Consider the following 20,597-nt stretch of genomic DNA (forward strand, 5'->3'; position numbering starts at 1 on the left):
GCCTTGGCACCCTCAGAGACGGCTATGCGCCGCCGGACGGTCCTCCGACGACTCGCCCTCGCAGGCACAGGTGTCGGTCTGGGAACCGGGACAGCCCACGGCCATCCGATGCCGACCGGAGACGGCACAGCTGAGCCAGCATCTTCCGATACCCCGACCGGCGAAGACCCGCTGGGGGTGCTGGAGATGGAGACGGTGTACGAGGTCGTCACTAGCCCCGACGGACACACGGCCTACGTTGCGACGGGGGACGGCATCGCGCTCGTCGACCTCGTCACGCCGACCAGTCCGCGACTGCTCAGCCGACGGACCGGGTTGCTAGCCGAGAGCGACAGCGGGCCGATACAGCGCGTGCAGGACCTCGCCGTCAGCGACGGCCGACTGCTGGCCGCCGGGCCGGCCCACCCCGCCGATGGCGCTCACGGGTTCGTCGTCTTCGACGTGAGTGACCGGCGGGACCCGTCCCGAATCGCGAGCCTCGAACTGGACACGCGTATCCACAACTGCCACTTCGACGGCCGTTACGCCTATCTGACCGCGAACGACCGCGACGGTAACCCATTGCTGGTGGTGGATGTCGACGCCGAACGGGAAGTCGGCGAGTGGTCGCTGCTCGACGCCAGTGACGTCTGGCAGGACGTTCCAACGTCACTCTGGCCGCTGCATGACGTCTGGGTGCAAGACGACCGGGCGTATCTGGCCTACTGGGACGGCGGAACGTGGATTCTCGACGTGTCGGACCCGGGTGACATCTCGCTGGTAGCGAACGTCCGCGGGCGTTCCCCCGAGGAATTGGCCGCTATCGAGGACCCCGGCACCGAACGGAGCGAGCCGCCGGGCAACGACCACTTCGTGACCGTCGACGAAGACGCGTCGCTGCTGGGTGTCGGCGGCGAATCGTGGGACCTCGGCGGCGACGGCAGCGGCGGCCCGAGCGGCATCGACCTGTACGACATCAGCGATCCGACTGACGCCGAACTGCTGGCAACGCTTGACCCGCCGCCGACCTCGGACCCCTCGCCGGGGGGCATCCTCACGACGGCGCACAACTTCGAACTGACCGACAACCGCTGTTATTCAGCGTGGTACAACGGCGGGGTCCGGGTCCACGACCTGACGGACCCGGCCGCACCCGACCTCGCCTTCGAGTGGCGCAACACCGAAGCGACCTCGTTCTGGACCGCCCAGCGGGCCGCCGGCTGTTTCGTCGCCGGGAGCACCGACGCGAGTCAGGGGACGGATGTCCAGCCCGGGCTGTACACGTTCCCGGACCCCCAGATACGGACGCCGACGACCACGGACGAGGAGGGGGCCGGTGTCGACGGAACCGACGGGGCCTCACTCGGTGTCGGCGGCCCCGGCTTCGGCGTCGGGTCGGCGGTCGCGGCGGTCGGGCTGGCGGCGTGGCGCGCCCGTCGTCGGCAGGATTAATTCTGGCCGCACCACTGCTTCCCGCTACTCCAGCGCGCTCTTGACCGCGGCCGCGACGCTCCGGGCGCGCTCGGCCAGCGGCTCGGGGACGTGGCCGCGCTCGACGGCCGCGTCCAGTTCGTCGTCGTCGACCCGCTCGACGGCCCCGTCGGCGTGTTTCACCACGTCGACGTGGAGGTCGACGTACCGGGCGGTGTCGGGGAACACCTCGACGGGCGTACAGACGTTGACGTAGGTCCCCTTCTTTTCGCCGTCGCTGTCGCGGTACACCGTCGGGTACCACCAGCGTCCCTCCTTGACCTTCGTTTCGGCGATGTCGCCGGCCTCCTTCGGCACGCCGAGGGCGTCATAGGTGCCCCCGGCGGACATCTCCCGTTCGATGGTCACCGTGCCGTCGTCGTCGACTGACTGGACCTCGCCGTCGCCCAGCGTGATGAGACGGCCGTCGGGCTTGCCGTGGCCCAGCGATAGCGACCCGCCGACCTGCGGACCGAACTGCCGGGCCGTCACGGCGAAGGGGAAGTCCGTCTCGCCGGTTTCGAGGTCACCACACAGCGCCTCGACGTAGTCCACGGCGGCGCTGGCCGCCCGGTCGCCGGCCTTTACGCGGTGGTGGCCCGGCATCGTCGCCGTCACCTCGCGGCGGGCCTCGTCCAGTGCGAACCGGCTCTCCCGGCCGAACCACAGCCACGTCGTCGAAAGCCCCTCGTCGTAGCGGGTGGGCGCGCAGTCCTCGGGCGCATCGGCTCCGTCCAGCGCCTTGTCGATGGCCGCTGCGCGGTCGTTGGCGGCGTCGAGCGCTGTCGCCAGTGCGTCGAAGCTCGCGTCCTCGCTCGCCGATTCCCACGAGACGCCCCATCCCGCTCGGGGCTCCGCGGCGATGACGTCCAGCATCGCCGGCCCGCCGGTTCCCGGTGCACTGGCGGTCCCACCGCGTACGAGCGAGAGGAGTGACCCACGGACCGCGACGGTGGTGTCCAGCACGGGCCGGCCGTTCGTCCACGGTGCGCTCGCCTCGACGACCTGCACCCGGAGCGTATCACCGGTCTCGACACGCTCGTCCGAGGACGAGTACGGGAGAAAGCCTTCGCCGTCGCCGAGGTCGACAACGGCTCCGCTGCCCAGCGTCTCGGTCACGGTGCCAGCGTAGACAGCGCCTTCTGGCGTCGGGTCGTTCCAGCGGAGCGTGTCACGCCCGATTTCGGTCAGGCGGTCCGTGACGGCCGCGGCAGAGTCGTGGTCGCCGATGACGCCGACGCCCTGCTGGTCGTCCGTCGTCGCAACGGTGACCGCTGCTCGCTCGTCGTCGAACTCACCGTCGAAGCGGTTTCGGATGGGTTCCGATGCCTGAACGACCTCGTGGCCTGCCTCGCGCAGCAACTGGGTCAGCGCCGTCGCGTAGATGCCCCTGACCCGGACGGTCATAGCGCGTCCTCGTCGGCGGCAAAGCGGACCCGTCCGTGGACCGTCGGCCCCAGCGACAACTCTACCTTGTCGTCGCTCAAGACCCGTCCACCCTCGATGGGGACGCCCCAAGTGTCGAACCGGAGGTAGCCACGGATGTCGTCGGCGTGGGTGAACAGGTCGCAGTACTCGACGGTGTGTTCCTGAATCTCGCTGGAGCTGTGTGCGATATCCATATCAGAGTACACCGTCTCGCGGCCGTCGAAGAAGGCTTCGAGTGTATCGGCCGCGTCGTCGGTGGCCGCGACGACCGCGTCGGAGGCCGCTTCGATGGTGTTCTGGTCGACGCCCGCATCGCGCAGCGCCTGCTGCTCGCGTTGCGTGAAGTGCATACCCGCGAATCAGTAGCGGGGAGAGGAAAACAGTGCGGAATCGCCTACACGATCATCGCGTTCAGCACGAGCATCAACAGCCCGAACATGACGCCGGTCGCGACGATTGTTCGGGGGTCGATACGGATCGTATTCTGGTCTTCAGCGTCGAAATACCGGACCAGTCCCGCACTGGACATCAGTCCGCCGCTGTCGCTCCCACTCATACATCAGGGTGGTGTATCACCAACACTAAGCCTTTCGGGTCACCCGCGATTGCGTGTGCCGAGTACACATGGATAACCCTTATCAGATACCACGGGCTAACACGAACAGAGTACTATGACGGTTACACTGAAGGACTTTTACGCGGACTGGTGCGGCCCTTGCAAAACGCAGGACCCGATCCTCGAAGACCTCGAAGAGGAGTGGACGGACGTCGAGTTCGAGAAGGTCAACGTCGATGAGGAGCAGGACGTCGCCAACGAGTATCAGGTACGCTCGCTGCCGACGCTCATCATCGAGAACGACGACGGCATCGTCGAGCGGTTCGTCGGCGTCACGCAGGCCGACGACATCGACGACGCGCTGCAGCAAGCCTCGGCGTAACACAGCGGCTTTTCGCGGTTCGTCACATCGATCAGTAGCGACCGCTGGCTCACTCTCGTTCGGCCAGCCCCGCATCGTCGATTTCGTCGACGGCGATCAGCATTCGTCCGCCCTCAAGCGCCGTCACCATCTTCGACTCGGTGAACGTGGTTTCGTCGGCCCGCAACCCCTTGCTCTGGCCGGTCCATTTCCCACCGCTTCTGACGACCGGAATGACGTGCGTCCGGATGTGCTTTACCTCGTCGCTCGGGTGGAGTTCTGACCAGTGCGTGCCGATCAACTCCTCCGAATCATAGCCGTAATACGAGGCGTAGGTCTCGTCGACCCGCTCGAAGCGTTCGTCCGTGCCGATGACACCGACGCCGCTGAGCTTGACCTCGCTGCCGGTTTTGAAGCTGCCGTCCGAGTCGACCGCGTGTTCGACCCGTCGGATGAGCGACGTGTACTGGTCCGTCCCGACGGACTTCTTGAGATAATCAGTGACGCCGGCCTGAATGATTTCGGCAGCGACGTCGCCGGTCTCCTCTCCAGAGAACAACAACACCGGTAACTCCTGATGGGTCTCGCGAATCGCTTCGAGGAAGTCGATGCCGTTCATCTCTGGCATATTGTAGTCGCTGACGACACAGTCGAAGTCCGTCTCCGACGACCGGATCATCGTCAGCGCAGTTTCGGGGTTCGTCTCCGTCGTGACAGTACAGTCGAGGCCGCTGTCGTCTCGTTCGAGATACACTTCGACGAGGGCTCCCAACGCTGCGTCGTCGTCGACATGGAGGATTGAGAGCGGGGCTTCTGACTCCATCCTGTATTGGCAAGGCTGCAGTACGCAAGTATTTGCTGCTCACTTGTCTCTATCTGATAACTATGTGCAACTGCGGTCCTCGCTCTAGGCCGCGCCAGCGTCTCGTCGCTGGCGTCGGGGAAAGGCAGGGCTGCCACCGAAGCGGGATCAGTAACAATGTTACTGTCGGCGGCTGGGCGGTCGCAGTATGGCTGTCGGCGGTCGGGCGGTCGCGACAGGCATACCGCTCGCCGTCGGCGAGCGGTTTCACTCCGAGCGCGCTCACAGAGCGCGACTCGGAGGTCATTTTTAGCGTAGATTTTTGCAACAGGGGGTTTCCTCGCGCCTACGGCGCTGCGGGAACCCCCTGCAGTAAAAAGGTACTATTGGAACCGAACGCCCAGATCGTGCAGGCCGTCGTTGTGCCGGGCGACGTTGATGAGCAGCGGCGTCAGTCCCTCGACTTCCGCAGCGTTGGCGAGCGGGCCGCCGTCCAGCGCACGAAGCCCCTCGATGCCTTCGGCGAGTTCACAGACGGTGTCCTTAGCGTCGGTGTCGTCGCCGACGACGATGGTATCCCAGTCGAGGTCGGCATCGAGGTTGGCGAGACGACCGGCCGCGAGGTTGTGGAACGCGCCGACGACGGGCGTGTCGTCGGGGGCGGCGTTTGCGGCCAGTTGTGTGACGCTGCCGGCACCGGGGCGGTTGTAGTGGAAGCCGTCCTCGTCGCGTTGCATCCCGACGGCCGGCGAGACGAGCGTTGTGTCGTCGAGTTCGTCGGCGACGGCGTCGATAGTGTCCGTGAGATGGTAGGCGGGAACGGCGGCGACGACGATGTCAGCGCGGGCGGCGGCGTCCTCGTTACTCAAGCCGGCAATCGAGATGTCGTCGTGGCCGCGGCTGGCCAGTTCTGTCTCGTACTCTTCGGCTTTGTTCGCCGCCTTCTGGGCTTTCCGGGAGCCGACGATAATCGTGTGGTTGGTGTCGTCAGCCCAGCGGAGGGCGAGGCCTTGGCCGATGTCTCCGGTACCGCCAAGCAACGCGATGTCCATATCTACGGCGTAGGCCGACCACTGAATAAACGTTGTGTGACAGGTTCGCTCAGGTGTATTCTTCCCATGCCCGGTCGAACCCGCCGGCAAAGGCGACGTACAGGGCGCTCCCGAGGCCCACCAGATAGCTGAGCCACTGGGTCGCGATGCCGGGGACTGAGGTATCCCCAAGCGCGAGGGCGAATACGGTCGAGAGCGGCACCATTACGAAAAAGAGGACGATAATGAACATCCCGACGCGACCCGGCCGATGCGAGGAGCCGAGAACCTCGTCGTACTCACGCATCGTCCAGTAGGCCGCGACAAGACCGATTATCTGGCAGACGACAGCGTACAGCGGCACTAGGTCGACCGACGGCTCGCGGATGACCGCGCCCCCGACGAGCCCGGCCCAAATGCTCACCAGAAGTGCCCAGCCAAACGTCGGCAGTCGTCGCATACCCGAGGTCTCTGCCCCGCCAGTGAAACCGTTGCCGTTTATTATTGGAGGGCGATGCCCCGCTCCCCGTTATATCGTTTCGAGAAGCTCGGGCAGGTCGGTGACTGATTCGATGACGGCGCTCGCACCGTTGTTAGCGAACGTCCGGCGGCCGGCGTCGCCAGTCAATCCGCCGGTCAAGACGCCGATACCGTAGTACACGCGGTCGTCGTCGGTCTCGTCGGCGTTGACCGCCGTCGCCACGTCGTCGAGAGTGTCCCCGGCGAAGGCGACCCGCTCAGCGTCGAAGCGTTCGGCGAGTGTCCGCAAAGCGGCGGGATGGGGCTTGCCCTCCTCCCAGTCGTCCATGGTGAAGCGGTGTTCCGGCGGCAGGTCGAGGCCGACGCGCTCCAGCGCGATGTCGGCCTCGGCGGCGGGGCGACCGGTGACGACGCCGACGGCGAAACGGTCCTGCAGCGCTGACAGCGTCTCGTCGTCGACCAGCAGCGGCTCGTCGTGGATGTAGCCCGGCGCGTCGAACGGTGGCTCGCCGCCTTCGATGTCGCGGTAGAGATCAGTACCGAGATACAGCGCTTGGAACACGTCCCGGAGCTGGTCGGGGTCCCAAGCGTCGAAGACTCGGCTTTCGGCCGGGTCGTCGAGCAGGTCACGAACCACTGCCTCGGCCGCCGCAAGCCCGCCGCCGCGCTCGGCGATGGCGTCGGTAAAGGCCGCTAGGTCGGCGACGGTGGATTCACGACCGGCGAGAACGAACAGCGCCGCCGCGTCGGTCAGTTCCCAGTCGTTGTTGAACCCGCCGGCGTCCTTGAACTGCTGGATTGCCGACTTCTCAATCGTGTCGCCGTACACCCGGTCGATAGATTCGACGATTGCTCGGCGATAGGAGTCCGCTACGTCTACTAACACGCCGTCGATGTCGAGGACGACCGCGTCGATTTGCATGAGCGAGCGAAAGCGGGCCTCACTCAAGCGCCTTGCTATCTTTCGCGCGGTACAGCGTCTCCCCGCCGGGGAGCTGCTCTCGCTTGACGGCGACTGTGGGCTGGTCGCCACCTAGTGTGGTGAACCAGAACGCCGCCTCAACGGCGTCGGCAACGGTCAGGGTCGGCCGGTGAAGTTCAGGCGGGAGGTTCCGGGCGAATACGATATCACACCCCGAATACACGGACAGGTCGGGGTTGAGTACGTCGTCAATGATGAACCGTACGCCCTCGGGGACCGCCCGTTCGACGATATCTGTGGCTGTCACGTCCACGCCCCGCTCGGCCAGTTGCTCGGCTATGTCGGGGTGGTTCCCGACGCCGACCTCGACGACGGAATCGACGGACGCGAGTCGGTCGACGAGCGGGTCGGTGGTGTCGGTCACGTCGTACAATTTATGAGATGCGGGCGCATATGCGTTCCCATGCACGTCGACATCGTGCCGGTGGGCGAGGTCTCAGCCCAAGTTAAACGCGAGGCCTCGGACGGACTTCGCTCCGTCTACGACTGTGAGGTCTCGATGCACGAGCCCCAGTCCATTCCCGCCGGCGCGTACGATGGGGATCGCGACCAGTACCGCGCCGAGGAGTTCATCGACCTCGCTCGCCGGGTCGGCTCCGGCGGCAAGAACATCGCTATCACCCCGAAAGACCTCTTCTACCGTCGCCGAAACTACGTCTTCGGGCTCGCGTATCTCGGTGGTTCCGGCAGCGTCATCTCTACCTACCGGCTCCAGACCTCCTCCGACGGCGGCTTCTCGAACCGCTCGGCCGGCGAAATCTTCTCCCAGCGAGTCCGCAAGGAGGTCGTCCACGAGGTCGGCCACACCCTCGGGCTGGAGCACTGTGACAACAAGCGCTGCGTGATGAACTTCTCCCCCACGGTCCGACAGGTCGACGTCAAGGAAGTTTCGCTGTGTGGCTCCTGCCAGCGAAACGTCCTGTAGTTTGCGAACGGATACCAATCTGTTTGGGGACGGTGCATATTCTTCTGTGGTACTGGTACACATACGCGATGAGCAAGAGTCAGTCCCCCGAGCGCGTCGCGGAACTGCGAGACATCTTCGTGTCGGTCACCGGCGACGAATCGATCACTGAACCTCAGACCGACGAGCAATCCGACCGCGAACTCGACCCGGACGAGGAGTTCGACCCGGAGGAAGTCGCCGACGGCCTCGATGATGCGGTTGCGGGTTCCGAGACGAGCGGTGGTAGCGACCCTGCGGCCTGACGCCCTGCACTGTTCCTGCGCCCCCTATGAATAGCGGCTGTACTACCATCTGAGATAGTCGTTTCACCAGCTAACTACCGAAATGATATGTGGATTGCAATACCCACGCCGGGCACAGTTCAGCAGGCACGACCGTCGAGTAGTGACCTTCGTCAACAAAACCGATTATCCACAGTTGTTCCCGGAAAAACAGCTCCGGCTTGGCTCCCGCGCTAAACTTACGGCGAGTAGTAGTACTCGCCGGCGTTCTTCTGCTCGCGGTCCAGCTGTGAGTCGGGCTTGTTGATGCGCGGTCGGGAGGTCCGCTCGTCGCGGCGGAAGGTGATATCGAGGTTCTTGAGGAACTCGTTCATGCCCTCGCGCATGCCCTGTGGCGGCGCGGCGTGGCCGTTCCGTGCCGGCTCGCCGTCGAAGACGAGCAGCCGGTCGGCCAGAAGGTCGATCATGTAGATGTCGTGGTCGATGACCATCGCCGTCGCGTCGTGGTTCTCGGCGTAGCGCCGGATCGCGGAGGTCGCCATGACCCGCTGTTCCACGTCCAGATGGGCCGAGGGCTCGTCCAGCAGGTAGAGGTCGGCGTCCTTCGAGAGACAGGCCGCGATGGCGACCCGCTGGCGCTCCCCGCCCGAGAGGTCGGTGAGCTGCTGTTCCATCACCGATTCGAGCTGGAGCGGCTGTGCGATTTCGGTGTTCCAGTAGGAACTGCCGAAGTCGTCAGTGATGGATGCGAGGAAGGCGTCGACCCGCATCGGCTGGTCGATCTCGATGTACTGGGGCTTGTAGGCGATGTCGAGACTGGTGTCGATTTCGCCCGCAGTCGGTTCCAGCCGCCCGGCGAGCATCTTCGCGAACGTCGACTTCCCGATACCGTTCGGGCCGACGACGCCCAGCACTTCGCTCTCGCGGATGGTGCCGGCCTCGACGGAAAGCGAGAACTCGCCGTCGCCGTAGCTCTTCCCGAGTTCGGGGTACTCGATGACCACGTCGCCGTTCGAGGCGCTCCGTGGCGCGTGTTCCTCGAACTCGATGTCCGTCTGGCGGATACGCATGTTCTCGTTTTCGAGGTAGCCCGAGAGGTACTCGTTGATTCCCTTCTTCGTCGATTTTGGCGGCGTGATGACACCGAACGCGCCGGGAGTCCCGTAAGCGACGTTGATGTTGTCCGCGAGCAGGTCCAGAATGGCGAGGTCGTGCTCGACGACGAGCATCGAGCGGTTCTCCTCCTCGGCGAGTTCGCGGATGAGTCGCGCGGCGGTCATCCGCTGGCCGATGTCGAGATACGGCGTGATCTCGTCGAGGAAATAGAAGTCCGCGTCCCGCGCCAGCGTCGCGACGAGGGCGACCCGCTGGAGTTCCCCACCCGAGAGGTCGCCGATGTGATTGTCCACGACCGGCTCGATACCCGTCTGCTCGATGAGGTAGTCGAGGTCGCCCCGTTCGTCGGTCTGGTCCAGCAGCTCGATGGCTTTGCCGTCGAACTGGTCCGGAATCCGGTCGACGTACTGGGGCTTGCGGGCGACATCCACGTCGCCGTCACGCATCTGTTCGAGGTACTCCTGCAGGGCGGTCCCGCGGTACTCGTCGAGAATCTCGCCCCAGTCCGGTTCCTCGCCGTAGCGGCCCAGATTGGGCTGCATCTCGTCGGCGAGGATGCGAACGGCGGTGGTCTTCCCGATGCCGTTCGGGCCGAGAATCCCGGTGACCTGACCCTCGGCGGGGCTCGGGAGCCCGTACAGTGCGAAGGCGTTCTCCCCGTAGCGGTGAACCGGCTCGTCGGTCAGCTCCTGTGGGAGATTGATAATCTCGATAGCGTCGAACGGGCACTTGTTCACGCAGATCCCGCAGGATTCGCCCAGACAGATCTCCTCGGAGATGCGGACCTGATCGGGCTGGCCCTCGAATGGTTCGTCCTCCTCGTACTCGTCTTCCCGTTTGACGATACACTCTTTCCCGCTGCGGTTGGGCGGGCAGTAGTTCATGCACTCGTAGTTACAGCGGTCGGGCTGACACCGCTCTAGGTCGACGACGGCGATACTGTCCTCAGCCATCGTTACGCTCCCGTTGTGAGGAGAATGCCCCACGAGACAAACCACAGCGAGAAGGTCATGAAGCCGACGTAGAGTACGTCCTTCGCCGAGAGGTCGTCCGTGTCGATGCCGATCACCCGCAGGATCGGGAACTGTGCTGCGACAGCAACCGCGAGGACAAGCATGCCTTGCGGGTCGTCCGGCGCGGCCGCTAACGCGTTGGAACCGAACGCGGCGGCGATGCCAGCGACGGCTGTCAGCGTCGTGACAGTGAGCCCTCGCATATGGGAGCTCATTCCGTCCGCCGTTTCCGTAGCCATACCACACGTTCCACTACCCGCAACCAAAAGGTGCGCGGTTCAGTACGCCGAGTGCTTGTGCTGGCGAGACGGACTCCTCAATCTTTATGCGCCCGGCGCTTGTGATTACGGGTAATGACGGACTCTGATGGGGAGGCCATCGCAGACCTTCCGCCGAGCGCAAAGCTCGTGTACAAGGTTCTGGAGTACGACGGCCCGCTGACGCAGAAAGGCATCGTCGAGGAGTCGATGCTCTCGGCGCGGACCGTTCGCTACGCTCTGGAACGACTCGACGAAGTCGGTGTCATCGAAGAAGACGTGTACTTCGCCGACGCACGGCAGAACCTCTACGAGATTATCGACCAACCGGCAGAAGCGGACGCTGCCGTCTCAGACTGATACGCCTTCTCGCTTGGCTGTTTCGCGACAGATCACGCGGTCGCCGGTTACAGCGACGCGACTATGTCGTCCGTCGTCGCGATCCCCGCGAACTCACCGCGCAGCTGTGCCAACGCTGTCCGGTGAACGAGTGCCGGTTCGAAGCGTTCGCCGTCGAGCGTCCGGTCGAACGTCGCTGTCGCGTCGCCCGGAACGATAACGTCGAAGCCGCGGTTGTCGGCCATCCGTGTCGTCGTTGAGACACAGTGGTCGGTCGTCAGGCCACAGACGACGAGCGTCTCGTGCCCATGGTCGCGGAGCCACGCCTCCAGCCCGGTGTCGATGAACGCGCCGTTGACACGCTTCTCGAACGTCGCTTCGCCCGCTTCAGGCTCCAACTCCGGTTTGAACGCGAATCCCGGCTCGCCGCGCTGGAGCGGCGAACCCGACTCCGTCGAGTTGTGCCGGACGTGGACGACCGGGAGTTCGCGCTCTCGCCACGCCGTGAGCAGGCGCGTAGCGTTCGCCTCGGCGTCGGGGTTGTTCCGGGTCCCCCACCGCGACTCGTCGAACCCCTGCTGAAAATCCACCAACACGAGCACCGGGTCGGCAGGGAGCGGGAGCGCTGCCATCAGTCGGCCGGCTCCGGCGCGGGCGTCTCGATGAGCCACTCCGATTTCGGATGCTCGCGCGTCACGGTCATCGGACACTGGTCCGGCGACGCGTCCTCGTCCGACGACAGCATGTACTGGGGCCACTCACGGTCGCCCTCGACGCCCCAGTCACCGATGTCGGCGTGGGGACAGACGCCGTCGTACTCTTCGAGCCGTTCCTGAATGACATCGCGGGCGTGCTGGCCGGCCTCGGTGTCGGCCGTGACGTTCAGGTCCTCGAACAGCGCCCGGGGCTGGAACGTAATCTCTAGGCCGACCGGGCAGTAGCGGCTCTTCCGCGTGTCATAGAACGGCGCGCGACAGGTCGGAAACATCGGCTCGCCGCCGAAGCAGAACTCCCAGTGCGGGTCATCTGGATCGGTCGGAATGTCCTCGGGCCACGGTTCCGGGTCGTGGACGTGGAGGAACTGGAGGACGTGCCAGAGTCGGTCGTGGTATTCGGTCTCGGTCAGCGGCCGTTCGGGTGGCCGGAAGAACGTCACCAGCGAGGCCCGCTCACTGTGGTCCTGATAGGTGTCGCGGTATTCCAGTAGCGTCTGGCCGAGGTCGAACAGCGCATCCGGGTCGCTCATCGACGGAACAGCCGTGTACAGTGGCTCGCCGTCTCGAACTGACTCCGCGCCGAAAAAACAGGGGAACGGGGACCCGTTTCGCTCACCGGTCAACCCCTCGCTGAAGGTCCGCCAGTGGTCGGTGACCCACTCTGGCGCGTCGCCGCGCTCCACCCGAGCGGCGAGTGTCTTCTGGTCTTGTAAGCTGCCGACGACTGCGTCGGTCATGGCTAGACCGTCGGGCTCAATCGGAATTTAGCTGTCGTTTTCGGCGGCTTGGCCCACTGTTCAGCACGGCTGTGAAACCGCTCAACTGCCTTCTTGCCGAACCTACGACGGCACGACAGTAATCGTGCTGCCGCGGTCGATGGCCCGCTCCAGTTCCTCGGCGATGCCCGATCCGCGCGAGACCTGTATTTCGCCGCTGCGGGACACTGTCGCGGTAAAGAGGTACTCGCCGTCGGCCTGCAGTTCGACGGTGTCGCCGGCGTGGCCGTCAAGCGGGACGATGACGTGCCGAGAGGTGACCTCCGGCTGAACGAGTTCGCCCTCCTTGCCGCCAGAGTCCGCCTTTGGACCGCCAGATGGCCCGGACGGCCGTTCTTCGAAGGTCCGCACGTCGATGTCGATTCCGAGGCGGTTCTCCACGTCGGAGATGCGGCCGCCGCCCTTCCCGATGACCTGCGAGATGTCGTCGTCCTCGACCCAGACGACGGCGGTGTTCGGGCCGCGGAGTTCGACTTCGACGTGGCCGCGAGCGATGGACCGGATCTCGCGTTCGACCTCCTGCTTGGCGAGGCGGTCGACGCCGGAGTCCTGCTCGTCCTCGTCGTCGCCCAGCGGGACCGTGACGACTTGGTTGTTGAACGTGTAGATCTCGAACTCCGGCCGGTTGGTCTCGAAGTCTTTGACCATGATGACCGGTCGCGCGAGATCCTCTTCCATGAGGCCCTGCGGGACCTTGACCTCGGTCGTCACGTCGTAGACCGTGTTGACCTCTCCGGCTTCGATGTAGACGACGGTGTCGACGATCTGGGGGATGAGACCGAGTTCGACGCGGCCGATGAGCCGCTGGAGCGCGTCGATGGCGCGGGTCGCGTGGACGACGCCGACCATGCCGACGCCGGCCAGTCGCATGTCCGCGAACACCTCGAAGTCGTCGGTCTTTCGCACCTCGTCGTAGATGGTGTAGTCCGGCCGGACCATCAGCAGCGAGTCGGCGGTTTTCTCCATCGAGCCGCCGAGTTCGGTGTACTGCGTGATGTTCGGGCCGACCTGAAGGTCCCGCGGCTTCTCCATCGTCTTGACTGCGTAGTCGGCGTCGACGAGGAACTCCCCGACAGCTTGGGCAAACGTCGACTTCCCGGCCCCGGGCGAGCCGGAGATGAGGACGCCGCGCTGGTGTTCGGTGAAGCGGTCACGGAGCTGGTCTGCGTACTCGTAGTCGTCCAGTTCGGTCTTGACGATAGGCCGGACGGCCGTGATTTCGAGTGCGTCGGCGAAGGGTGGCCGTGCAATGGCGATCCGGAAGTCCCGGAACTGGGTGATGGTCATGCCGGGCTCGTCGAGTTCGAGGAAGCCGTCCGGCGAGGCACGTGCGCTCTCCTCGATATCGGCGGCGTACTCACGGAGTTCGCTCTCGGTCGCGGCGTCGTCGCGAATCGGTGTGTACTGCATATCGCCGATAGAGCCCTTCTTCGCGTAGGGCTGGACGCCGACCTTGAGGTGGACGCTCATCGTCCCCTCGTCGAAGAAGTTCTCGATCTGGAGCCGGTCGACTGTCCGCTTGACCGGCTCGACGAACTCCACTGCGAGCCCTTTCGCACGCGCCACCTCGGCCTGTACGTCGTCGCTGGTCACGAGCGTCGCGTCGCGGTCACCGGCGATGTCCCGGATGAGCGCGTCGATCTGTCCTTCGCCGGCCTCGCGCTTCTCGATAGCGTCGGGTCGCCGGCCGACGTACTCCACATCGATGGTGCCATCCTCGGCCAGATCGACGAGCGTCTGGAGCTCTTCGAGGCCCTCCCATCCTGTCTCGCGGCCGTCGTTCGCCTGTGCTTCGAGCTCGCCGACGACGGCTTCGGGGACGACGACCGTCGCGCCGGCAAAACCCATGCCGTCGACGTCCGTGTCCGGGTCGGCATCGGCCTTCACTTGGTCGGACACGCGGCCGTCGATGACCACGCTCGTGTCCGGTACGATTTCCATACTCGGCCGTTGGAGACTGCCGTTGATAAGGGTGTGGAGTCCGCATGCCTCGGCCGGCCGAGGCGGTAGTGCTTGGCTGGACTCCCGGACTGCCAGATCACCGGTCCTTGACTCTGTCCATGATTTTTTGCCCCCACCGCTCCCGACCCACAGTATGGACACGCTCGCGTCGCTGGCTCGCGATCTCGTTTCGATTCCCAGTCACGACGACGAAGCGACTGCGGGGGAGTTTATCGAGCAGTGGCTCGAATCGAACGCCGATGCGCGAGTCGCCCGCGACGACCACGGGAACGTCATCGCCCGCAAGGGCCGGGGCGACGACTCGCTCGCCTTCGTCGGCCACCACGACGTCGTTCCCCCGGACGGCTCACAGGTCAACGCCGACGGCGAGTACGTCGTCGAGGAACGGGAGGGCCGCCTCTATGGCCGCGGCACGGCGGACATGAAGGGCTGTGTCGCCGCGGCGATGCTTGCCTTCCGTGACGCCGACCCCGCTGGTGAACTCGTCTTCGCCTCCTTCGTCGGCGAAGAACAGGGCGGGGTCGGTTGTCAGGCGGCCATCGAGGACGGCTTCGCGCCCGACTACGCCGTCGTCGGCGAGGGGTCGACCGGCTACTCCGCCGCCGGTGTTACGGACGTAGCCGTCGCACACAAGGGCCGGCGCGGGTCGACCATCGTCGCCGAGGGCGCGGCGGCCCACGCCAGCGAACCCGGCGCGGGCGCGAACGCCATCTACCGCGCGACCGACGCTGTCGACGTGGTCCGTGATCTCGACTTCCCCGAGACCACTGTTCTCGGTCACGAAATGAGCGGGAGCGTCGCCGTCACGGAAATCGACGGCGGCTCCGCTTGGAACGTCATCCCCGAGCGATGTGAGGTCACGGTGGACGAGCGGACGGTCCCCGGCGAACGCGCGCCCCTTGACAGGGCAGAAGCCATCGACGGGGTCTCTTGGCGCGTCGACCAAGACCTCCCGCCGATGGCCTGTGGCGACGCCGACTTCGCCGCGGCGGTGCTGGACGCGGCGACGGCGGCGCAGGACAGCGCGCCCGAGCACGTCGTCAAGCCCCATGCGACAGACGCCGGCTGGCTCGCTCAGGCTGGCACGGACTGCGTTGTCGTCGGCGCGGCCGAACCCGGCGAGGCCCACACCGCCGACGAGAGTGTCTCACTGGCCGTGCTGGAGCGCTGTCGTGAGGTCTACGAGCGCGTTGCCGAAGCGTGGCCGTCGAAGTGAATGTCCCCGGCGGCATCGGTTCTTTAGGGACCCCAGCCTTACGGCGGTGTATGGCAACAGCGAGTGAGGACATCGAGTCCACGTACGAGCAGTTCCTCGACCACGTCCGCCGCCTCCACTACATCGGGGACGCCGGTGGCGTCCTCAACTGGGACCAGCAGGTGATGATGCCCGACGCCGGGACGCCAGCCCGGGCGAAACAGACGTCAGCCATCTCGACGTTGCACCACGACCTGCTGACCGACGACGATCTGGCCGATTGGCTGGCCGAACTCGACGACGCCGACCTCGACCCCGAACAGGAAGCCGTCGTTCGAGAAGTTCGACGGGACCACGAGCGGGCCACCAGCGTCCCCTCGGACCTCGTCGAGCGCATCTCCGAAGCGTCCTCGAACGCCCTGCCGGTCTGGAAGGAGGCCAAGGCCGAAGACGACTTCGACGCCTTCGCTGAGACGCTTGAAGAACTGGTCGAACTCCGCCGGGAGTACGCCGAGGCCATCGACCCCGACCGCGACCCCTACGAGGTACTGTTCGAGGAGTACGAGCCGTATCTCGGCATCGACACCGCCGAGGAGGTGCTGACCGAACTCCGCGACGCGCTTGTCCCGCTTATCGACGACATCGCCGACAGCGACGTGACGCTGGCCGACCCCTTCGAGGGGACCTACGACGACGACACCCAGCACGACCTCGTCGAGACCGCGCTCGACACGCTGGGCTACGACTGGGACCGCGGCCGGCTGGACACCGCACCCCACCCGTTTTCGATGGGCACGCAGTTCGACGCTCGCGTCACCACCCGCTTTACCCCCGAGGACCCGCTGGACGCGCTCGGGTCGACCATCCACGAGTTCGGCCACGCCACGTACACGCTCGGCCTGCCACAGGCGGAGTACGGCACGCCGCTTGGCGACAACCGCGACCTCTCGGTCCACGAGTCACAGTCGCGCTTCTGGGAGAACCACGTCGGCCGCTCGCGGCCGTTCTGGGACTTCTTCGCTGCGACGGCCAACGACCACCTCGGGACCGACGCCACCGCCCAGCAGTTCTACGAAGCGTCCAACGAGGTGTACGACGACAACCTCATCCGGGTCGAAGCGGACGAGCTAACCTATCACATGCACATCATCGTCCGCTTCGAAATCGAGCGGGACCTCATCCGCGGAGACCTCGACGTGTCCGAGGTGCCACAGGTCTGGAACGACAAGATGGAGGAGTATCTGGGGGTGCGTCCCGACACCGACGCCGAGGGCTGTCTGCAGGACATCCACTGGACGAACGGGGCCTTCGGCTACTTCCCCACCTACACGCTCGGGTCGGTGCTGGCCGCGCAACTGGACCACCACGCCCGGCAGGACATCGACGGCTTCGACGACCACGTCCGCGCCGGCGAGTTCGACCCGATCCACGACTGGCTCACCGAACACGTCCACCAGCACGGCGCTCGCTACCGAACCGACGACCTCGTTCGGGAAGCGACGGGTGAATCTTTCACCGCCGAACACTTCCTTGACTACGCCGACGAGAAGTACCGCGCGCTGTATGACTGCTGACACGACGGTTGACAACCCCAGTTCCAGATATCGACTCTGATACTATTGGGCAACTCGTTTTATATTCCCCTCCCATTGTGACGACCACTATGGCTGAGAGACCGACAGAAAGTGTAGCGAACCAAACAGGTTCGGGGATTGAAGACGATATCCACACGGATATCGAGGACGACGTCGCGGAGAATATCGATACGGAGGCCGGCTACAGCCACTCCGCAGCGAGCGAGATCCAGACGATGGTGGCCGAGCTGGAGAACTCGTCGGTCGGCATCGCCGAGGAGACTGACGATATCCGCAAACAGGCCGCAGAGCAGTACGAGGGGCTGACAGACATCGCAAACGAGGTATCGAACCTCTCGGCGTCGGTCGAGCAGATCGCCTCGTCTTCCGAAGAGGTTTCGGCGGCCTCCCGCGAAGCGAAGGAACTCGCCGAGCGCGGGCAGGGGAACGCTGATGATGTCCACGAGGCGATGGAGAACATCCAGCAGGCGGCCGACAGCGTCGCCGAGGACGTCAAAACGATACAGCAGAGCGTACAGGAGATCGACGAGATCGTCGACGTCATCAACGACATCGCCGACCAGACCAATATGCTGGCGCTGAACGCGTCTATCGAGGCCGCTCGCGCGGGTGAGGCAGGTGAAGGGTTCGCCGTCGTCGCAGACGAGGTCAAGAGCCTCGCCGAGGAGTCACAGGAGCAGGCGACGACCATCGAGCAGATGATCGACGGCATTCAGGACGACACCGAAAACGCCGTCGAGAGTCTCGAAGAGAGCAACGACGAGATCGATGAGGGGATCGACACCGTCGAAGAATCAACCGAAATCCTCGAAGAGATCGACGACACCGTCCGCGAGGTCAACAACGGTATCGAGGAGGTCGCCACGGCCACGGACCAGCAGGCCGCCTCGACAGAGGAAGTGGCCAGCATGATCGACCAGTCCACCGATGCGGCCGAGGACATCGCCGACAGCACGGCCGATATCGCTGATGAATCCAGCGAGCAGACGGACCTTCTCAGCGACATCAACCGGGCGATAGACGACCTCGTCGCAGACCTCGAGCGCAACAACTGAGCAGATAGCTGTTCTGGCTGTCCGGTCCGGCGCTGTGTCCCAACCGTGCCCCCACGACGAACCCGGCGTTTATTTCTCCGGGCTGCCAACCCTCGCTATGCGACCGGATCTGGACCCAGAACAGCTTGACCGGTACTCCCGGCACATCATCATGAACGACGTCGGGCCGGAGGGACAGGCCGCGCTGCTCGACACCGATGTACTGGTCGTCGGGGCCGGCGGCCTCGGCGCACCAGTTCTCCAGTACCTCGCGGCTGCGGGCATCGGCCGGCTCGGTATCGTCGATGACGACGTGGTCGAGCGGTCGAACCTCCAGCGACAGGTCATCCACGGCGACGACGACGTCGGCCGGCCAAAGGTCGACAGCGCCGCCGAGTTCGTCACGGGACTCAATCCCGACGTGACTGTCGACCGCCACGAACTCCGGCTGGCGCGGAAGAACGCGACCGATTTGGTGGCCGACTACGACATCGTCGTGGACGCCTCCGACAACTTCGCCACCCGGTTCCTCGTCAACGACGCCTGCACGCTCTCGGGCACGCCGTTCTCCCACGGCGCAATCTTCCAGTTCGAGGGGCAGGTGACGACGTTTTCGGGCGATAGCCCGTGCTACCGCTGTCTGTTCCCCGAAGCGCCGCCGGAGGGGACGGTCCCCGATTGCGCGACCGCGGGCGTTCTCGGTGTCCTGCCGGGCACTATCGGCTGTCTGCAAGCGACTGAAGTCGTCAAGCTCGCGATGGACTACGGCGAGACGCTGGAGGGCCGGCTCATCGCCTACGACGCCGCCGAGATGTCTTTTGAGGAGATCCCCGTCGCCGCTAATCCCGACTGTCCAGTGTGTGGCGACGACCCGGCCATCGCAAGCGTCGCCGACGCCAGCTACGAGGGTCGCTGTTCACTCGCCGAGGACTGACCGGTCCGCTTTGTCCTGACTGCCGATTTTCACGGCTGATACTGTGGAACCGAGCTTTATGCGCCAATAGTCGAGAGTAACGGTATCGTCTTGCATGACCTGCCCTGACAACGCGTCTCACCCCCTCTCGGTTCGCCTCCAGAAGCCCGACTACGTTGAACTGGTGTTCTCGCTGGTGCTCGTCTGGGGATTCGGTGACGCGCTGTCGACGCTGTTCGCCGCCCGTTTTGCCGGGCCGGGGCTGGAGGCAAACCCTTGGATACGGACGCTCCTCATCCACGAGCCGTTGCTCGTTATCGCTCTGAAGATGGCTGTGGTTCTCTACGTCGGCGTCGTCCTGCTGGAGTGTCGCGCCCTCGTCGAGCGGGTCCCGCTGTGGCGGGCTTGGCTCCTGTCTATCGTCGCCATCGGTGCGGCGGTCGTAGCCGGAAACACCTACGTTGGTCTGGCCGCGGCCGCCGCTTAGACCCGGACGGTCCCGAGATCGACCACGGTGTCTCGCGGCGGCGTCTCGAACAGGTCCGGATGGATGAGCGCTGCCAAGAACTCCAGCGTGTCCACGAGCCGTGGCCCCGAGCGGTTGACGTAGTGGTGGCCGTCCATCACGTATGCCCGGCCGTCCCGAACCGCAGTCAGGTCCTCGAATCCGGGCCGCCCGGTCAGGTCATCGAGGTTCTCGCGGGTCTGTGCCACGTCGAAGCCACAGGGCGCGGCGACCAGCACCTCGGGGTCGTACTCGCGGACGTCCGCCCATTCGCGGGGCCGGGAGTGTGCGCCCGCTTCCTCCATCCCGTAGGTCCCGCCAGCCGTCTCGACCATCTCCGGGACCCAGTGGCCGGCGACCATCACCGGGTCCAGCCAGTCAAGCACCGCTACGCGGGGCGTCGTCTCGGCCCGCGCCGCTGTCGTTTCCACCGCTGCGACGCGGTCCCGGAGGTCCGCGACGAGGTCGGCGGCGCGGTCGTCGCGCCCCACCGCCGTGCCGACCCGGTGGATGGACTCGAACAGGTCATCGAGGCTGTGGACATCGAGCGTCAGCACGTCGGCGTCCAGTCCCAACTCCTCGACGGCCTCGGCGACGATGACGTGGTCGACAGCACACACGTCACAGACGCCCTGCGTGACGATGAGGTCCGGATCCAGTTCGGCCAGCGTGTCGCGGTCGATGGCGTAGACGCCACCGCTCTCCTCGGCAGCCGCGACCTGCTCGTTTATCTCACCGCTGGATGCCTCCGGATCGACGCGCGAGTGATTGACTGACGGCTTCTCGCGGGCCGCTGGCGGATGGTCGCACTCGTGTGAAACACCGACCGGCTCGACGCCGAGCGCGTAGACGATCTCCGTCGCCGAAGGCAGGAGCGTGACGACTCGCATACCCCGACC

24 protein-coding genes are annotated in these 20,597 nt (G+C 65.2%); 10 read left to right on the forward strand and 14 right to left on the reverse strand.

Annotated elements, in window-relative coordinates; genetic code table 11:
- Positions 1 to 24 precede the first annotated feature (24 nt).
- Positions 25 to 1,431, forward strand: a complete 1,407-nt coding sequence (locus Har1129_RS17335) for an LVIVD repeat-containing protein (protein WP_151101977.1) — start codon at positions 25 to 27, stop codon at positions 1,429 to 1,431.
- A gap of 24 nt (positions 1,432 to 1,455) precedes the next feature.
- Here Har1129_RS17335 and Har1129_RS17340 read toward each other — a convergent pair whose 3' ends face one another.
- From Har1129_RS17340 to Har1129_RS17350, 3 genes are read right to left on the reverse strand one after another with little or no spacing between them, the layout of a single operon-like run.
- Positions 1,456 to 2,856 carry a DUF402 domain-containing protein gene (locus tag Har1129_RS17340; RefSeq protein WP_151101978.1) on the reverse strand — a complete coding sequence of 467 codons (1,401 nt, stop codon included), beginning with the start codon at positions 2,854 to 2,856 and terminating at the stop codon, positions 1,456 to 1,458.
- Entirely contained in the window at positions 2,853 to 3,227 is a 375-nt protein-coding gene (locus Har1129_RS17345; protein WP_151101979.1) for a hypothetical protein, read from the reverse strand. Before Har1129_RS17345 ends, Har1129_RS17340 begins: the two co-directional genes overlap by 4 nt.
- Before the next feature lie 44 nt (positions 3,228 to 3,271).
- Entirely contained in the window at positions 3,272 to 3,433 is a 162-nt protein-coding gene (locus tag Har1129_RS17350; RefSeq protein WP_151101980.1) for a preprotein translocase subunit Sec61beta, read from the reverse strand.
- A 115-nt stretch (positions 3,434 to 3,548) separates the two neighbouring features.
- On the opposite strand from Har1129_RS17350, the gene Har1129_RS17355 reads away from it, so the two are divergent.
- Positions 3,549 to 3,815: a thioredoxin domain-containing protein gene (locus tag Har1129_RS17355; RefSeq protein ID WP_004514909.1), complete on the forward strand. Its 267-nt coding sequence runs from the start codon at positions 3,549 to 3,551 to the stop codon at positions 3,813 to 3,815.
- A gap of 49 nt (positions 3,816 to 3,864) precedes the next feature.
- Here Har1129_RS17355 and Har1129_RS17360 read toward each other — a convergent pair whose 3' ends face one another.
- From Har1129_RS17360 to Har1129_RS17380, 5 genes are all read right to left on the reverse strand, one after another.
- On the reverse strand, positions 3,865 to 4,617 hold the full coding sequence (locus Har1129_RS17360) for a response regulator (protein ID WP_151101981.1): 753 nt from the start codon (positions 4,615 to 4,617) through the stop codon (positions 3,865 to 3,867).
- 362 nt (positions 4,618 to 4,979) lie between these two features.
- Positions 4,980 to 5,648, reverse strand: a complete 669-nt coding sequence (npdG, locus tag Har1129_RS17365; RefSeq protein ID WP_151101982.1) for an NADPH-dependent F420 reductase — start codon at positions 5,646 to 5,648, stop codon at positions 4,980 to 4,982.
- Positions 5,649 to 5,697: 49 nt separating this feature from the next.
- A complete protein-coding gene (locus tag Har1129_RS17370; RefSeq protein WP_151101983.1) occupies positions 5,698 to 6,087 on the reverse strand; it encodes a hypothetical protein in 390 nt (129 codons plus the stop codon).
- A 69-nt stretch (positions 6,088 to 6,156) separates the two neighbouring features.
- Positions 6,157 to 7,029, reverse strand: a complete 873-nt coding sequence (locus Har1129_RS17375) for a TIGR01548 family HAD-type hydrolase (protein WP_151101984.1) — start codon at positions 7,027 to 7,029, stop codon at positions 6,157 to 6,159.
- A 19-nt stretch (positions 7,030 to 7,048) separates the two neighbouring features.
- Positions 7,049 to 7,462, reverse strand: coding sequence for a UPF0146 family protein (locus tag Har1129_RS17380; protein ID WP_151101985.1), 414 nt, complete (start codon positions 7,460 to 7,462; stop codon positions 7,049 to 7,051).
- 30 nt (positions 7,463 to 7,492) lie between these two features.
- Here Har1129_RS17380 and Har1129_RS17385 point away from each other — a divergent pair, with 30 nt between their 5' ends.
- Together Har1129_RS17385 and Har1129_RS17390 are read left to right on the forward strand one after the other, a co-directional pair.
- A complete protein-coding gene (locus Har1129_RS17385; RefSeq protein ID WP_004514915.1) occupies positions 7,493 to 8,014 on the forward strand; it encodes an archaemetzincin family Zn-dependent metalloprotease in 522 nt (173 codons plus the stop codon).
- Positions 8,015 to 8,082: 68 nt separating this feature from the next.
- A complete protein-coding gene (locus Har1129_RS17390; protein WP_151101986.1) occupies positions 8,083 to 8,298 on the forward strand; it encodes a hypothetical protein in 216 nt (71 codons plus the stop codon).
- 218 nt (positions 8,299 to 8,516) lie between these two features.
- On the opposite strand, the gene Har1129_RS17395 is transcribed toward Har1129_RS17390, so the two are convergent.
- Together Har1129_RS17395 and Har1129_RS17400 are read right to left on the reverse strand one after the other, a co-directional pair.
- Positions 8,517 to 10,346, reverse strand: coding sequence for a ribosome biogenesis/translation initiation ATPase RLI (locus Har1129_RS17395; protein ID WP_151101987.1), 1,830 nt, complete (start codon positions 10,344 to 10,346; stop codon positions 8,517 to 8,519).
- 2 nt (positions 10,347 to 10,348) lie between these two features.
- Positions 10,349 to 10,645 (reverse strand): hypothetical protein, encoded by a 297-nt coding sequence (locus Har1129_RS17400; RefSeq protein ID WP_370455442.1) that lies wholly within the window; start codon positions 10,643 to 10,645, stop codon positions 10,349 to 10,351.
- Positions 10,646 to 10,759: 114 nt separating this feature from the next.
- Between Har1129_RS17400 and Har1129_RS17405 the strand changes: the two genes are divergently transcribed.
- Positions 10,760 to 11,023: a winged helix-turn-helix domain-containing protein gene (locus Har1129_RS17405; RefSeq protein ID WP_004514919.1), complete on the forward strand. Its 264-nt coding sequence runs from the start codon at positions 10,760 to 10,762 to the stop codon at positions 11,021 to 11,023.
- A gap of 47 nt (positions 11,024 to 11,070) precedes the next feature.
- Here the strand turns inward: Har1129_RS17405 and Har1129_RS17410 are convergent, their stop codons facing one another.
- The 3 genes from Har1129_RS17410 to Har1129_RS17420 form a co-directional block, all read right to left on the reverse strand.
- Entirely contained in the window at positions 11,071 to 11,634 is a 564-nt protein-coding gene (locus tag Har1129_RS17410) for a cysteine hydrolase family protein (protein ID WP_151101988.1), read from the reverse strand.
- Positions 11,634 to 12,455, reverse strand: coding sequence for a YqcI/YcgG family protein (locus Har1129_RS17415; protein ID WP_151101989.1), 822 nt, complete (start codon positions 12,453 to 12,455; stop codon positions 11,634 to 11,636). Before Har1129_RS17415 ends, Har1129_RS17410 begins: the two co-directional genes overlap by 1 nt.
- Before the next feature lie 102 nt (positions 12,456 to 12,557).
- Positions 12,558 to 14,435 carry a PINc/VapC family ATPase gene (locus tag Har1129_RS17420; protein WP_151101990.1) on the reverse strand — a complete coding sequence of 626 codons (1,878 nt, stop codon included), beginning with the start codon at positions 14,433 to 14,435 and terminating at the stop codon, positions 12,558 to 12,560.
- A gap of 154 nt (positions 14,436 to 14,589) precedes the next feature.
- Between Har1129_RS17420 and Har1129_RS17425 the strand changes: the two genes are divergently transcribed.
- The 5 genes from Har1129_RS17425 (at position 14,590) to Har1129_RS17445 (ending at position 19,680) form a co-directional block, all read left to right on the forward strand.
- A complete protein-coding gene (locus Har1129_RS17425; protein ID WP_151101991.1) occupies positions 14,590 to 15,672 on the forward strand; it encodes a M20 family metallopeptidase in 1,083 nt (360 codons plus the stop codon).
- A 50-nt stretch (positions 15,673 to 15,722) separates the two neighbouring features.
- Positions 15,723 to 17,225, forward strand: coding sequence for a carboxypeptidase M32 (locus Har1129_RS17430; RefSeq protein ID WP_151101992.1), 1,503 nt, complete (start codon positions 15,723 to 15,725; stop codon positions 17,223 to 17,225).
- Positions 17,226 to 17,314: 89 nt separating this feature from the next.
- Complete coding sequence (locus tag Har1129_RS17435; RefSeq protein ID WP_151101993.1) at positions 17,315 to 18,301, forward strand: methyl-accepting chemotaxis protein; 987 nt, start codon at positions 17,315 to 17,317, stop codon at positions 18,299 to 18,301.
- Positions 18,302 to 18,398: 97 nt separating this feature from the next.
- Positions 18,399 to 19,214 (forward strand): molybdopterin-synthase adenylyltransferase MoeB, encoded by an 816-nt coding sequence (locus Har1129_RS17440; RefSeq protein ID WP_151101994.1) that lies wholly within the window; start codon positions 18,399 to 18,401, stop codon positions 19,212 to 19,214.
- Positions 19,215 to 19,308: 94 nt separating this feature from the next.
- Entirely contained in the window at positions 19,309 to 19,680 is a 372-nt protein-coding gene (locus tag Har1129_RS17445) for a DUF5658 family protein (RefSeq protein ID WP_151101995.1), read from the forward strand.
- On the opposite strand, the gene Har1129_RS17450 is transcribed toward Har1129_RS17445, so the two are convergent.
- Positions 19,677 to 20,588, reverse strand: coding sequence for a cobalamin-binding protein (locus Har1129_RS17450; protein WP_151101996.1), 912 nt, complete (start codon positions 20,586 to 20,588; stop codon positions 19,677 to 19,679). The two genes, Har1129_RS17445 and Har1129_RS17450, sit on opposite strands and share 4 nt — an antisense overlap.
- Positions 20,589 to 20,597: the final 9 nt, after the last annotated feature.

The organism is Haloarcula sp. CBA1129, from assembly GCF_008729015.1.
In the GTDB taxonomy this organism is placed as follows: Archaea; Halobacteriota; Halobacteria; order Halobacteriales; family Haloarculaceae; genus Haloarcula.

What these genes read in the sequence shown, in the direction of transcription:
- Har1129_RS17345 (WP_151101979.1), bottom strand. Translation starts at nt 3,227, where the DNA reads ATGCACTTCACGCAACGCGAGCAGCAGGCGCTGCGCGATGCGGGCGTC.
- Har1129_RS17405 (WP_004514919.1), top strand. Translation starts at nt 10,760, where the DNA reads ATGACGGACTCTGATGGGGAGGCCATCGCAGACCTTCCGCCGAGCGCA.
- Har1129_RS17385 (WP_004514915.1), top strand. Translation starts at nt 7,493, where the DNA reads ATGCACGTCGACATCGTGCCGGTGGGCGAGGTCTCAGCCCAAGTTAAA.
- npdG (WP_151101982.1), bottom strand. Translation starts at nt 5,648, where the DNA reads ATGGACATCGCGTTGCTTGGCGGTACCGGAGACATCGGCCAAGGCCTC.
- Har1129_RS17395 (WP_151101987.1), bottom strand. Translation starts at nt 10,346, where the DNA reads ATGGCTGAGGACAGTATCGCCGTCGTCGACCTAGAGCGGTGTCAGCCC.
- Har1129_RS17445 (WP_151101995.1), top strand. Translation starts at nt 19,309, where the DNA reads ATGACCTGCCCTGACAACGCGTCTCACCCCCTCTCGGTTCGCCTCCAG.
- Har1129_RS17390 (WP_151101986.1), top strand. Translation starts at nt 8,083, where the DNA reads ATGAGCAAGAGTCAGTCCCCCGAGCGCGTCGCGGAACTGCGAGACATC.
- Har1129_RS17410 (WP_151101988.1), bottom strand. Translation starts at nt 11,634, where the DNA reads ATGGCAGCGCTCCCGCTCCCTGCCGACCCGGTGCTCGTGTTGGTGGAT.
- Har1129_RS17420 (WP_151101990.1), bottom strand. Translation starts at nt 14,435, where the DNA reads ATGGAAATCGTACCGGACACGAGCGTGGTCATCGACGGCCGCGTGTCC.
- Har1129_RS17435 (WP_151101993.1), top strand. Translation starts at nt 17,315, where the DNA reads ATGGCTGAGAGACCGACAGAAAGTGTAGCGAACCAAACAGGTTCGGGG.
- Har1129_RS17440 (WP_151101994.1), top strand. Translation starts at nt 18,399, where the DNA reads ATGCGACCGGATCTGGACCCAGAACAGCTTGACCGGTACTCCCGGCAC.
- Har1129_RS17415 (WP_151101989.1), bottom strand. Translation starts at nt 12,455, where the DNA reads ATGACCGACGCAGTCGTCGGCAGCTTACAAGACCAGAAGACACTCGCC.
- Har1129_RS17425 (WP_151101991.1), top strand. Translation starts at nt 14,590, where the DNA reads ATGGACACGCTCGCGTCGCTGGCTCGCGATCTCGTTTCGATTCCCAGT.
- Har1129_RS17370 (WP_151101983.1), bottom strand. Translation starts at nt 6,087, where the DNA reads ATGCGACGACTGCCGACGTTTGGCTGGGCACTTCTGGTGAGCATTTGG.
- Har1129_RS17335 (WP_151101977.1), top strand. Translation starts at nt 25, where the DNA reads ATGCGCCGCCGGACGGTCCTCCGACGACTCGCCCTCGCAGGCACAGGT.
- Har1129_RS17400 (WP_370455442.1), bottom strand. Translation starts at nt 10,645, where the DNA reads ATGGCTACGGAAACGGCGGACGGAATGAGCTCCCATATGCGAGGGCTC.
- Har1129_RS17360 (WP_151101981.1), bottom strand. Translation starts at nt 4,617, where the DNA reads ATGGAGTCAGAAGCCCCGCTCTCAATCCTCCATGTCGACGACGACGCA.
- Har1129_RS17375 (WP_151101984.1), bottom strand. Translation starts at nt 7,029, where the DNA reads ATGCAAATCGACGCGGTCGTCCTCGACATCGACGGCGTGTTAGTAGAC.
- Har1129_RS17340 (WP_151101978.1), bottom strand. Translation starts at nt 2,856, where the DNA reads ATGACCGTCCGGGTCAGGGGCATCTACGCGACGGCGCTGACCCAGTTG.
- Har1129_RS17350 (WP_151101980.1), bottom strand. Translation starts at nt 3,433, where the DNA reads ATGAGTGGGAGCGACAGCGGCGGACTGATGTCCAGTGCGGGACTGGTC.
- Har1129_RS17430 (WP_151101992.1), top strand. Translation starts at nt 15,723, where the DNA reads ATGGCAACAGCGAGTGAGGACATCGAGTCCACGTACGAGCAGTTCCTC.
- Har1129_RS17355 (WP_004514909.1), top strand. Translation starts at nt 3,549, where the DNA reads ATGACGGTTACACTGAAGGACTTTTACGCGGACTGGTGCGGCCCTTGC.
- Har1129_RS17450 (WP_151101996.1), bottom strand. Translation starts at nt 20,588, where the DNA reads ATGCGAGTCGTCACGCTCCTGCCTTCGGCGACGGAGATCGTCTACGCG.